An 11,631-nucleotide genomic window follows, 5' to 3' on the forward strand; every position below is an offset into this window, starting at 1 on the left:
GCCGTGTTCCCCAATCCTAGAACGGAAGAACCTGATCGAGAACCTGCTGGCCATAGGCAGGTTGCTGGATCTCGGTTATGCGGCCGCGCCCGCCATAGGAGATGCGCGCTTCGGCGATGCGTTCGTAGGGGATCGTGTTCTCAGCGCCGATGTCGGCCGGCCGCACGATGCCGGCGATGGTCAGCACCCTGAGTTCGGCGTTGACGCGCACTTCCTGCGACCCCCTGATCATCAGATTGCCGTTCGGCAGGACATCGGTGACGATCGCGGCGACATTGAGCTCAAGCGTTTCCGACCGCTTGATCTCGCCATCGGCAGTCGTGTCCGTGGCGGAGTTGAGCGTGCCGGCACCCTTGCCGGCGGTGCTCCACTTGTCCCACTGCGCGCTGAGGTCGAAACCGAGCTTGCGGTTGGCGGTGCGGCTCCTGTCGTTCTGGTTCTTGAAATTGGCGCGGTCGTTGATCTTGATCTTGACGGTCAGGATGTCGCCCTGCGACAGCGCCCGGGGATCGGTGAACAGCCGGCTTTGGCGGTCATCCCACAACGAGAATTTCTTGGGCGGCAGGCGCGGAGTTTCCGGATAGCGATAGAGGGAAGAGGTGTTGCCTTCGTCGACGCCGGAGCCGACTGGCGACAGCGCAGGCTCCTTGCCGACTTCCCGGAGGTTTCCGCAGCCAGACAGCACGGCAACCGTGCACAGGACAAGCATCTTGCGGATCATGACGGATCTACCCTTCGGGCTGCGCTGGCCATGATGCCGGTGAGCGTCGCCGCCGCCTTCTGGTCCATTTCGTTGAGGATGACGCCGGCCTTGCGTGAATCGAGCTTCATCAATATGGCCGCCGCCAGATCGGCGTTGACGATTGCCAGCCGCTCGGCCGCGGCGTCGGGTTTCATGCCGGCATAGATCTGGACGACGCCGTCCTCGGCCCGGGCCAGGAAAACCTCGCGCCGCTTCAGCCAGGTCTCGTATTCGGCTTTTTTTTCGTCCAGTGCCTTCATGCGCTGGTCGATGCCGGCCTGGAGCTGTTTCAGTTCCTCGGCCTGCAAGGCGTAGCGACGGTCGCGAGCGGCGTCGGCTATGTTGGAGCAGAAGCGCTCGATCTCGCTCTGGTCTGGCGCCTTTACCCGCGCCAATTGCTGTGGCGCTTCCGCGGCCGGTGCCCCGGGCAGGACCTGGCGAACTTTCTCCTCGCCACGCGCGGTGCCGCCGGAAAGGGGCACGGCGGCAAGGATGGCGGCCGCGAGCAGGATCCTGGCGGGTTGGCGTCTGTCAGTGGGCGAGAGGGAGCGTGTCATCGGCATCGCCTATTGGAGAACCAGGTCGGCCTGCAGGGCGCCGGCCGACTTGATTCCCTGCAGAATGGCAATGATGCCGTCCGGCTTGACGCCGAGACGGTTGAGGCCGGAGACCAGCGTTTCGAGATCGGGTCCGTCGAGCACGGCGACGCGGGCATCGGGCCGGCTGGCGTCGATGGCGGTGAACGGCTCAACGGCGGTTACGCCCTTGGAGAAGGGCTCGGGCTGAACGACGCGCGGCGCTTCGGTGATGCGCACGGTCAGCGTGCCATGACTGATGGCGACCCGCGAGATCTTGACGTCGTTGCCGATGACGATAGTGCCGGTGCGCTCGTCAATGACCACACGGGCCGGCGTATCGGATTCGACCACCAGGTTCTCGATCTCGGCATAGAAGCGCGCCGCCGAAACACCCTTGGGCCTTCTGATCTGCACGGTGCGGGAATCGCGTTCGGCCGCCACGCGCATGCCGAAGCGCTGGCTGGTATAGTCGTTGATGGCATCGGCGATGCGGATGGCGGTCGAGAAGTCAGGGTTGCGCAATTGCAGCGTCAGCGTCGCCTGATCGTCGAATTCGGACTGGACCGTGCGTTCGACGATGGCGCCGTTCGGCACACGGCCGGCGGTCGGCACGCCTTGCGTCAGCTGCTCGGCCTGCCCCTTGGCGGTGAAGCCGGAAACGATGACCGAGCCCTGGCCGACGGCATAGATCTCGCCGTCCGCCGCCTTCAGCGGCGTCATGATCAGCGTGCCGCCGGCGAGCGAGGTCGCGTCGCCCATCGAGGAGACGTCGATGTCGATGCGGGCGCCCGACTGCACGTAGGGCGGCATGTTGGCGGTGACGATGACGGCGGCGACGTTCTTGGCGCGTGCGCTGCCGCCTTCGGTGGCGATGCCGAGATTTTCGAGCATGGCGCGGATCGACTGTTCGGTGAATGGCGAGTTGCGCAGGCTGTCGCCCGATCCGGCAAGTCCGATGACCAGGCCGTAGCCGACGAGCTGGTTATCGCGCGAACTCTGCAACTGGGCGATGTCCTTGATGCGCGAGGCGACCTGGCCCGGCGGCAGCGAACTCGGCCCGGACGAAACCCGGAACATGCGGCTGGTGGTGGCCGGATCATATTCCGGATCGTCGTAGACGCCGCCATTCCTGGCGGCGAGTTCGCGCTTGGCCTTGGGCGTCAGGCCGTCGGCCAGCGCCGGCTGAAGGCCAAGTGCCGCGGCAAGCAGAAAGGCAAACGGACGCATCATGAAGCGCTGACCCTGATGGAGCCGTCTGCCATCACCGTGCCGGACAGGATCTTGCCGCTGTCGATGTTGCGGACCTTGACGAGGTCGCCAGCGGCACCCGGCTGCAGCGTCACCGCCGTCGCCGAAATGGTGAGTCCGCCAGCAATGAAGAAGACCTGCACGGCGGCACCCTGTTCGACCAGCCAGGCCTCGCGGATGGCTGTGGTGGGGATATAGCGCCCGGGCAGCAGCGTGCGCTTGGCGATCTTGCCGTTGAGTTCCTCGGCCCGGGTCGCCACCGCATCGGGCTTTTGCTTGCCCGCCATGAGGGTCACCTGCTTCAGGGCGGCGAGTTCGATGGTCTCGCCGGGATAGATGACCCGGTTGGGGATCAGCACAACCTCGCCGGCAGGCTGGCTGCTGGCGATCTGAGTGGCCGATTGGTCAGCGGATTGGTTAGCCGATTCCTGGGCGAAAGCCGGCATGGCGCCGGCCACCAACGCAAGGACGAGCGCGGTGCGGCGGAATGCGGAGCAGGCGATCGGCATGGCCATCATCCGTTACCTGATGTTCTTGGAGACGACGGAGGCCATGTCATCGGCGGCCTGGATGACCTTGGAATTCATCTCATAGGCCCGTTGCGCCGAGATCAACTCGGTGATCTCCTTGACCGGGTCGACGTTGGAAGCCTCGAGATAGCCCTGCTGGATCGTGGCGAAGCCAGGGTCGCCCGGCACGCCGACATTGGCCGGGCCGGACGCGGTGGTTTCCTTGAACAGGTTGTCGCCCAGCGGCGCAAGGCCTGCTTCGTTGGCGAAATTGGCGATCTGAAGCTGGCCGAGATTCTGCAGGTCGGTCTGGCCGTCGATGCGGGCGAAGACCTGCCCCGTCTTGTTGACGATGACCTCGACGGCGTCGACGGGAACGGTGATCGCCGGAATGACACTGGCGCCGTCGACCGTCACCAACTGGCCGGTGGCGTTGGTGTTGAGGGCGCCGGCGCGGGTGTAGAGCGTGCCGCCATCGGCGCCTTCGATCTGGAACCAGCCCCTGCCGGTGAGCGCCAGGTCGAAACTGTTGCCAGTGCTGGTCAGTTCGCCCTGGGTGTGCACGTTGCGCACGGCCGTCGTCTTGACGCCGAGGCCGATCGAGACGCCCTCCGGCACCAGCGAGGCGTTGGAGCGGTTGGGCACGCCCTGGGTGCGATCGACCTGGTAAAGCAGGTCGGAGAATTCGGCGCGGGCGCGCTTGTAGCCGGTGGTGTTGATGTTGGCGATGTTGTTGGCGATGACTTCCAGGTTTGTCTGCTGGGCATTCATGCCGGTGGCGGCGATGGCGAGTGCTTTCATGGCGGAACTCCTCAGATGCCCATTCGACTGACTTCGAGATAGGCGGAGACCACCTTGTCGCGGATGGCGACGGCGGTCTGAAGCGCCTGCTGCGCGCTCATCACGGCGTCGACCACCTGGCGGGTATCGGCGTCGCCCTTGAGCGCCTGCACCGACACCTGCTCGGCATTCTGCAGGGTGTTGACGGTCTTGGAGGCGGCCTGGCTCAACGCTTCGGCGAAGGAGGTGCCGAGGTTGCCGCCGGTCGCCGGCGCAACGCCACCCTGAAGCAGGTCCGTCGCCGTGTCGCTCAACCCAGGCTTCAGGTTAAGCGCGCCGATGCCACTCACGATCATTGGTTCCTCATCAGGTCGATGGTCATTGAAATGAGATCGCGCGCCTGCTTGACGACCTGAAGGTTGGCCTCATAGGAGCGGTTGGCCTCGGTCATGTCGGCCATTTCGATGAGCACGTTGACGTTGGGCATCTTGACGTAGCCCTTGTCGTCGGCGGCCTCGTTGCCGGGCTGGAACTCGACCGGAAAGTCACTGGGGTCACGGTCGATCGAGTTCACCGCGACCGTTGAGCTGCCTGAAGTCCGGTCGAGCTCCGAGACGAAGCTGATGGTCTTGCGGCGATAGGGATCGGAACCCGGTGTCGTGCCGGTCGACTGGGCGTTGGCCAGGTTTTCCGACACCACGCGCAGGCGCTCCGACTGGGCGCCGAGGCCGGATGCCGCGACTTTGAGGGCTGCGGTCAATGCGTCCATGGTCAGCTCTTCACCGCCATCATCATCATCGAATGAAACGCCTTGACGATCGCCGTGTTGAGCTCGAAGGAGCGACGCACCTCGCCGGCCTTCATCAACTGGTCTTCCAGCACGACCGAGTTCTTGGACGGCATGACGACGCCGTCGTCTTCCTGCGGCTTGATGGTGAAGCCGGCATTGGTCGCGGCGTTGCCAAGATGGCCGGCCTGGGTGGCCTGCAGCGATACGGCGGTGCGGTCGAGCACCTTTTCGAACGGCTCGACGTCGTTCGCCGTGTAGCCCGGCGTGTTGGCGTTGGCGATGTTGCCGGCGATCGCTGACTGGCGCACGGCCAGCCATTGCGCTTGCTTGGCGGCGAGGTCGAAAAGGGAAACGGGCTCCATGGGAATCTCCGGGCAGGTTCCCGCAGACTAGGCCGTCAGTCTTGCGCGGACCTTGCGGATGGCAGGGCCTGGAACGCGAGGTGTCTACCTGGAAAGCTCGATCACCTGGTCCGTGCTGGTGACCATGACCCATTTGCCGTTGCGCTGCTCGATGGAAGTCACCTGGCTGGCATCAGGCAATATCGATCCGCGCTGGACGATCCAGAGGCCGGCATCGTCCTCGATCATGGCGCGGCCATTGGCGACATGAACCATGCGGAATTTCGTGGCGTCGGCCGGAAAGGGCTGCTCGGCGGGCGCGGGATTGGGGTCGTCCTGCACCGTTCCGGTGGCGAGCAGATCCAGATTGGGGGCCGGAACGTCCTTTGCCGTCAGCGGCGCGCTGCGTTCGGCGACCACGCCGCCGCCCGCCCGTCCCGAATTGGTGCCGGTGCCGCCGAACTTGATCGCCTGGACGCCAAACTGTTCCTGGTTGAAGAAGATATACCAGGGAAACAGGGCGCAGATCAGCCCGAGCGTGACGCCGAGCGCGGCGACGACGAAGTCGCTGCGCCGGCTGGACTCTTTCTTCAGCCTGGGAAACCGCGCCTTTGGTGGCTGCGGCCATTCGGTGAGCGGGAACAGGCCGTCGATCAGCGAGTCGCGGCTGGCCTGCGTCATCTCGGCAGCCTCTGCCTGGGGAACCACGGGCAGCGCGAGCTCGGCTGCCCTGGCCAGGACAGGCTCGGCCTTGGCGGCCCTCGGCAGGGCAGGCTTGACAGCCCTGGCCAGAACGGCCTCGGCTTTGGCGGCTATGGCGCGGGCAGCCTTTGCCTTGGCAACACGCGTTTCGTCAGCCCTGGCTTCCTCCGCGGCCCTGGCCTCGTCGATCATTTCGCGCAGGATGCGCTCGGTGTACTGGCGTTCAGTCTCCGGCATCGGCATTCATCTTGCTCTTGAGGTGACGGGCGAGATCGGAGAACGGATCGGCGGATGGGCGGTCCTTGGGTGATTGCGTGAGCGCCTCGTAGATCAGCGGCACCTGACGCACCGCGATATCGAGTTCGGCGTCGACGCCGCCCTGATAGGCGCCCAGCAAGCGGATGTCGCGCGTGTCCTCGAACCGGGAGATCATCGACTTCAGCCGTGTCACCAGCGCGCGCTGTTCGGCGCTCCAGGCCTTGCCGGCCAGTCGCGATATGGACGACAGCGGATTGACCGGCGGATAGCGGCCCTGTTCGGCGATCGCGCGGTCGAGCACGACATGGCCGTCGAGGATGCCGCGAACGGAGTCGGCGACCGGGTCGTTGTGGTCGTCGCCGTCGACCAGCACGGAAATGATGGCGGTGATCGATCCCTGGCCTTTTACCCCGGGGCCTTCCGCGCCGGGCCCGGCGCGCTCGAGCAGCTTGGGCAGTTCGGTGAAGACCGAGGCGGGATAGCCGCGCGCGACCGGCGGCTCACCGGTTCCCGTCGCCACTTCGCGCAAGGCGTGGGCGAAGCGGGTGATCGAGTCCAGCACCAGGAGCACACGTTGTCCCTGGTCGCGAAAATGCTCGGCGACGCGCATGGCGGTGTCGGGCGCGCGCCGGCGCATCATGGCGCTCTCGTCGCTGGTGGCGACGACGGCGACGGTCTTGGCCATGCTGTCGCCGATCGTGTCCTCCAGGAATTCACGGACTTCGCGGCCGCGTTCGCCGATCAGCGCGACGACGACGGTGTCGAATGCGTCAGCGCCGGCGAGCATGGCGAGCAGCGTCGACTTGCCGACGCCGGAGCCGGCAAAGACGCCGAGGCGCTGGCCGAAACAAAGAGGGGTGAAGATGTCGATGACCTTGACGCCGGTCATGAAGGCGGTGCCGACGCGCTGCCGCGCCATGGCGCCGGGCGTCGTCAGGGCGGCGCTTGACGCGTCGTCTCCCCTGATCAGCGGCGGGCCGCCGTCGATCGCCCTGGTGAGCGCGTCGATGGTACGGCCGCGCCACGAGGCATGCGGCGCCACAGCGAGCGGACCGCGGCGGAACACGGCATCACCGATACCGGCATCGGCGCTGCGTTCGAAAGGCGCGACAACGATTTCGTCACGGCTGATCTTGACGATCTCGCCGCGGCGCGTGCCGGACAGGCCGCGCTGCTCGACGATGTCGCCCAGCCTGGCGAAATCGGAAAGGCCACGAACCTTGTAGTGCGTGGGCGTGACTTCGGCGACGCGGCCGCCGCGCTTGAGCAGCGCCTCGGTGCCGACGAAACGCCGCCACACCCGTTCCAGTGCGGCAAGCCGGTCTTCCGGCGCCGGCTGGAGCTGTCGTTCGGGTGCGCGTATGGATGGCAGGTCGATCGACATGGGTTACTTCGAGCCGAGCGTCTTGATCGCCTCGTCGGTGGAAGAGTCCGTCTGCCGCATCAGGGCGGCGGTGTTCTCGAAGGCGCGCTGAACCATGATCAGCCGGGTGATCTCCAGCACCGGATTGACGTTGGACTCCTCGAGAAAACCCTGGGCGATCCCGACATCGGAACGATCGGTGACCGGCTCCGGCGTGCGCGCCGGAACGATGCCGGAATTGCCGTAGCGGACGAAATTCTCGCCTGGATCGAAATCGTAGAGGCCGATGGAGCCGACAAGCTGGTCGTTCTGGCGCAGCGAACCGTCGGCTCCGGCCTTGGGCGGACCGTTGCGTGGGTCGAGCTGGATGGGCGCGCCGCCGGCATCGAGCACCGGGTGGCCCTCGATCGACATCAGCTCGCCATTCTCGTTCATCGAAAAGCGTCCGTCGCGGGTCATGACGGTGCCGACCGGTGTGTCTATGGCGAACCAGGCGTCGCCCTGGACGGCGAAATCGAACGGATTTCCAGTCTCGGTCAAGGCACCGTGGGCGCCGGAAAGATAGGTCTTGCCCGAGGACGCGAAGGACACCGATCTCGGCCCGCTGCCGGAGACGACGTCCTCGAATTTCACACCGGTGGCGCGAAAGCCGATCGTCGAGGCGTTGGCGACGTTGTCGGCGATCGTGTCGAGGCGGCGCTCGAGCGCGATCTGCGAGGAAAGGGCGACGTACAGGCTGTCCCGCATGATGGTTTCAGAACCTCAGTTTCTGCATTGCCATCATAAGGTCGGTGGAGATGCCCACCGTGAGCGGCTGGGCAAACAGCACGCTGACCGAGGTGACGGCCGGTGAGGTCGGGTTGTTGATCTCCCACATGCTGGTGAAGCGGGTCAGGAACTTGCCGAGTTTCTCAGGGTCGGAGAAATCCGAGATGTCGAGCTTCTGCTCGAACAGCTGCACCTGCTTGTCGATGTTGGCGGTAGCGAAGGAATCGGGGAGCCCGAGCGCGGTGCGCACGACGCTTGCAAGGGCGGTGTCGGCAAGCACGTCGTACCAGCTGGTGATGGTTGGCGCCTTGCGATCGAAATAGAGCGCCAGCCGCACGCCCTGGTTGGTGTTGCCGGCATCCTCTTCGAGGGTCTGGCGCATATACTTGTCGACGGTCGGCTGCTGCGCGGGATTGTAAGTGGTGGCGTTCTCGCCATAGGCCTGGAAATTGAAGGCGGAGGCCAATGCCGCGTAAGCCGGGTTCGTCTGCTTGTTGGCGACGCTTTCGGGATCGCTCACGCCACCTTGCAGGACCTGCTTGATGAGGTCCTTGTCCTCCGTCGCCGAATCGAGGCCGAACGCGGCCAGCGCATAGGTGTAAAGCCGGCTGTTGCCCATCAGATCATCGATGGACTTCACCTTGGTGATGTTGGCGAGATAGTATGTCGTCTCGCCCTTCACATAGTCCGAATTCGGATCGACGCCGGCGATTTCCGCCTGCGCGGCGTAGTTCTTGGTCACCAGCTGCTGCGCCTTGTTGTAGATGGTCGCATCGGCGCCATTGGCGGCGAAGTTGAAGGCCCTGACAAACTCGGCATAGCGCTTGTCGGTGAGCTTGTTGGCGAAACTGTTGGAATCGGAAACGCCTTCCTTGAGCGCCTTGACCATGAAGGCCTTGGCGTAGTCCATGTTCTCCAGCCCATAGGCCTTCATCGCATATTTGAACAACCGGTCATTGTTGACGAAATCGTCGATCGATTTCACCTTGGTGATGTTGTCCAGATAATATTTGGTATCGCGGTCGACCACGGGCTGCTGCTCGATCCTGTCGATCGACTTGCTGATGTCCTTGGTGATGAGCTGGTAGCTGGTAAAGGTATTGAGCAAGAACGCGCCTCCGGCCGAAGCTATGCCAGCACAATAACCCCACTTCCTTGCGCGAAACTGAATCGTCTCCGGCACGCTCCGATTCAAGCCTCACACAAGGCACGGGGGCTATCCGTTGCTCCTGATGTGAAATGCGAAGGACCTGCCGTGGGCATTCTGATTGGACTGGTGGTTACGCTCGGCTGTGTCCTTGGCGGCTTCATGGCCATGGGTGGCCATCTGCACGTGCTGGTCCAGCCGTGGGAAGCCGTGGTCATCTGCGGCGCGGCGTTGGGCACCTTCCTGGTCGCCAATCCGATGAAGACGGTCAAGGATACCGGCAAGGGCATCATAGAGGCGTTCAAGCAAGCGGTGCCGAAGGAACAGGACTATCTGGAGACGCTCGGCGTGCTGCACAGCCTGATGCGCGAGCTGCGCTCGAAGTCGCGCAGCGAGGTCGAGGCGCATATCGACAATCCCGAGGAGTCGGCGATCTTCCAGGCCTTTCCGACCGTGCTCAAGAACCACGACCTGATGGCCTTCATCTGCGACTACTGCCGCATCATCATCATCGGCAATGCCCGCTCGCATGAGATAGAGGCGTTGATGGACGAGGAAATCCAGACCATCAAGTCCGACAAGATGAAGGCCTATCACGCCCTCGTGGCGGTCGGCGACGGCTTGCCGGCGCTCGGCATCGTCGCCGCCGTGCTTGGCGTGGTCAAGGCGATGGGGGCGCTCGACCAGTCGCCGGAAATCCTCGGTGGCCTGATCGGCGCGGCCCTGGTCGGCACCTTCCTCGGCATCTTCCTTTCCTACGCGGTGGTCGGGCCTGTCGCCACCAAGATCAAGACGGTGCGCGAGAAGAAGAACCGCCTCTACATCATCGTCAAGCAGACTCTGCTGGCCTACATGAACGGCGCGCTGCCGCAGGTGGCGATCGAGTTCGGCCGCAAGACCATATCGTCCTATGAGCGGCCGACGATCGACGCCGTCGAGCAAAGCACGATGAACACCGGCTCCGCCGAGAAGAAGGCCGCCTGAACGATGCGCGACAGATTGATCCAAGCCCTGTCATGACCAGTCCCGGAAGCCCAGCGGAAGCCCGTTCGCTGATCATCGAGCGTCTCATCGGCGACAGTGGCGAGACCGCCCAGGTCATCGGTACCGGCCGGGGCATGGCCGAGCGCGCCGCGCCGCTGCTGCAGAAGAGCCTGACCAGTGAGCTTGGTGTCCCGGTCACCGTCGATCTCAGGGCCGTCGAGGTCAGCCGCGTCTCGGAGGCGCGCTCGCGTGCCGGCGACACGTTTGCCATGACAATCGTCGCATCATCCACCTCCTCCGATGCCATGACCCTGGTGATCGATGCTCCGGCGATCGCGATCATGGTCTGCACGCTGTTCGGCGGCGACCCGGACCTGCCGGTGTCGCCGATCGAGCGCGATCTGTCGCAGATCGAGGTCGATGTCTCGACCATGGTGTTCCAGCAGGTCGCGCAGGCGCTCAACGGATCGGGACGGCGCTCGCTTGACCTGCGCCTGCCCGTGCCGCGGGCGATGTCGGGCACCGAGGCGAAACGGCGCGTGTTGCGCGACGGCGCGGCGGTGCGCATCGTCCTTGGCATTTCGACCCCGGCCGAAAGCGGCACCATCACGGTGACGATGCCGCAGCGCATCGTGCTGGCCAGCCGCGACGGCGCTGCCGCGGCCAGCGAGGGCGATCTTAGCGCCAGCTGGCGCGCGCGCTTTTCGGAAGAGGTGATGCGCTCCACGGTCGCGCTCGAGGCGACCATGCCGCTGGCCCGGCTGACGCTCGGCGACCTCGCCGATTTCGAAATTGGCCAGGTTATCGAATTCGAGGAAACGGCGCAGTCGCGGGCGCGCCTCAGCGCCCGCGGCCAGACGTTGTTCGTATGCGAGTTCGGCAAACTGGGACAGAACTACACCGTTCGAATCCGGCATCCCTATGATGCCGGGCAGGACTTCATCGATGGGCTGATGCCGGCTGACGCCGGGCGTGCCTGAGCATTTGGAGACGACGCATGGCCATGACCAAGGTGGAAGCCGACCTCGACCAGCCGGACGAACAGCTAGACCGTGCCATCGAAGAGTTGCGCGGTGTCCTGCATGAAGAGGAGAGGCGCCCCGATGCGGCGTTCAGGGCCGCCTCCGGCGCCAATTCGAACGTCATCATGAACATCCCCGTCGATGTCCAGATCATCCTCGGCAGCACCGAGATGCCGGTGTCCGATTTGATGGCACTGCAGAAGGGGTCGACGGTGGCGCTCAATCGCCGTATCGGCGAACCTGTCGACGTCGTGGTCAACGGCCGCAAGATCGCGCGCGGCGAGATCACGGTGCTCGAAAGCGATCCGTCGCGCTTCGGCATCAGGCTGACCGAAATCATCGCCGGCTCGAAGGGCGCCTAGCATGGGTTGCGGGGCTTGCCGGTTGCGGAGGCGAGAG

General features: G+C 64.7%; 15 protein-coding genes. 3 read left to right on the forward strand and 12 right to left on the reverse strand.

All coding sequences use genetic code 11. The annotated features are described in order from the left end of the window. Positions 1-16: 16 nt before the first annotated feature. The 12 genes from flgH to OOJ09_RS09750 form a co-directional block, all read right to left on the reverse strand. Positions 17-721 (reverse strand): flagellar basal body L-ring protein FlgH, encoded by a 705-nt coding sequence (gene flgH, locus OOJ09_RS09695; protein ID WP_269905006.1) that lies wholly within the window; start codon positions 719-721, stop codon positions 17-19. Further along, a complete protein-coding gene (locus tag OOJ09_RS09700; RefSeq protein ID WP_269905007.1) occupies positions 718-1,305 on the reverse strand; it encodes a MotE family protein in 588 nt (195 codons plus the stop codon). The genes flgH and OOJ09_RS09700 overlap by 4 nt, the downstream gene beginning before the upstream one ends. Before the next feature lie 3 nt (positions 1,306-1,308). After that, positions 1,309-2,550, reverse strand: a complete 1,242-nt coding sequence (locus OOJ09_RS09705) for a flagellar basal body P-ring protein FlgI (RefSeq protein WP_269905008.1) — start codon at positions 2,548-2,550, stop codon at positions 1,309-1,311. Then, a complete protein-coding gene (gene flgA, locus OOJ09_RS09710) occupies positions 2,547-3,083 on the reverse strand; it encodes a flagellar basal body P-ring formation chaperone FlgA (RefSeq protein ID WP_420107506.1) in 537 nt (178 codons plus the stop codon). Before flgA ends, OOJ09_RS09705 begins: the two co-directional genes overlap by 4 nt. A gap of 6 nt (positions 3,084-3,089) precedes the next feature. Then, entirely contained in the window at positions 3,090-3,878 is a 789-nt protein-coding gene (flgG, locus tag OOJ09_RS09715) for a flagellar basal-body rod protein FlgG (protein ID WP_269905010.1), read from the reverse strand. Positions 3,879-3,889: 11 nt separating this feature from the next. Continuing rightward, positions 3,890-4,213 carry a flagellar hook-basal body complex protein FliE gene (locus OOJ09_RS09720; protein ID WP_269905011.1) on the reverse strand — a complete coding sequence of 108 codons (324 nt, stop codon included), beginning with the start codon at positions 4,211-4,213 and terminating at the stop codon, positions 3,890-3,892. Beyond that, the gene (flgC, locus tag OOJ09_RS09725) at positions 4,210-4,626 is read right to left on the reverse strand and encodes a flagellar basal body rod protein FlgC (RefSeq protein WP_091577769.1); all 417 of its coding nucleotides are present in this window, start codon (positions 4,624-4,626) and stop codon (positions 4,210-4,212) included. Before flgC ends, OOJ09_RS09720 begins: the two co-directional genes overlap by 4 nt. A 2-nt stretch (positions 4,627-4,628) precedes the next feature. Then, positions 4,629-5,009 (reverse strand): flagellar basal body rod protein FlgB, encoded by a 381-nt coding sequence (gene flgB / locus OOJ09_RS09730; RefSeq protein ID WP_256751541.1) that lies wholly within the window; start codon positions 5,007-5,009, stop codon positions 4,629-4,631. Positions 5,010-5,093: 84 nt separating this feature from the next. Next, the gene (locus OOJ09_RS09735) at positions 5,094-5,933 is read right to left on the reverse strand and encodes a hypothetical protein (RefSeq protein WP_269905012.1); all 840 of its coding nucleotides are present in this window, start codon (positions 5,931-5,933) and stop codon (positions 5,094-5,096) included. Beyond that, a complete protein-coding gene (gene fliI, locus OOJ09_RS09740) occupies positions 5,914-7,332 on the reverse strand; it encodes a flagellar protein export ATPase FliI (RefSeq protein WP_269905013.1) in 1,419 nt (472 codons plus the stop codon). The genes OOJ09_RS09735 and fliI overlap by 20 nt, the downstream gene beginning before the upstream one ends. Before the next feature lie 3 nt (positions 7,333-7,335). Next, a complete protein-coding gene (gene flgF / locus OOJ09_RS09745) occupies positions 7,336-8,058 on the reverse strand; it encodes a flagellar basal-body rod protein FlgF (protein ID WP_269905014.1) in 723 nt (240 codons plus the stop codon). Between the two features lie 7 nt (positions 8,059-8,065). After that, positions 8,066-9,187: a DUF1217 domain-containing protein gene (locus tag OOJ09_RS09750; protein WP_269905015.1), complete on the reverse strand. Its 1,122-nt coding sequence runs from the start codon at positions 9,185-9,187 to the stop codon at positions 8,066-8,068. Positions 9,188-9,334: 147 nt separating this feature from the next. Between OOJ09_RS09750 and motA the strand changes: the two genes are divergently transcribed. Genes motA through fliN form a run of 3 tightly spaced genes read left to right on the forward strand, consistent with a single transcriptional unit; the run spans position 9,335 to position 11,594 of the window. After that, positions 9,335-10,210 (forward strand): flagellar motor stator protein MotA, encoded by an 876-nt coding sequence (gene motA / locus OOJ09_RS09755; protein WP_269905016.1) that lies wholly within the window; start codon positions 9,335-9,337, stop codon positions 10,208-10,210. A 32-nt stretch (positions 10,211-10,242) separates the two neighbouring features. Further along, positions 10,243-11,190 carry a FliM/FliN family flagellar motor switch protein gene (locus OOJ09_RS09760; RefSeq protein ID WP_269905017.1) on the forward strand — a complete coding sequence of 316 codons (948 nt, stop codon included), beginning with the start codon at positions 10,243-10,245 and terminating at the stop codon, positions 11,188-11,190. Positions 11,191-11,207: 17 nt separating this feature from the next. Beyond that, positions 11,208-11,594 carry a flagellar motor switch protein FliN gene (gene fliN, locus OOJ09_RS09765; RefSeq protein ID WP_091577758.1) on the forward strand — a complete coding sequence of 129 codons (387 nt, stop codon included), beginning with the start codon at positions 11,208-11,210 and terminating at the stop codon, positions 11,592-11,594. Positions 11,595-11,631 lie beyond the last annotated feature (37 nt).

Origin of the sequence: Mesorhizobium qingshengii (assembly GCF_027563465.1) — a bacterium.
GTDB lineage: Bacteria > Pseudomonadota > Alphaproteobacteria > Rhizobiales > Rhizobiaceae > Mesorhizobium > Mesorhizobium qingshengii_A.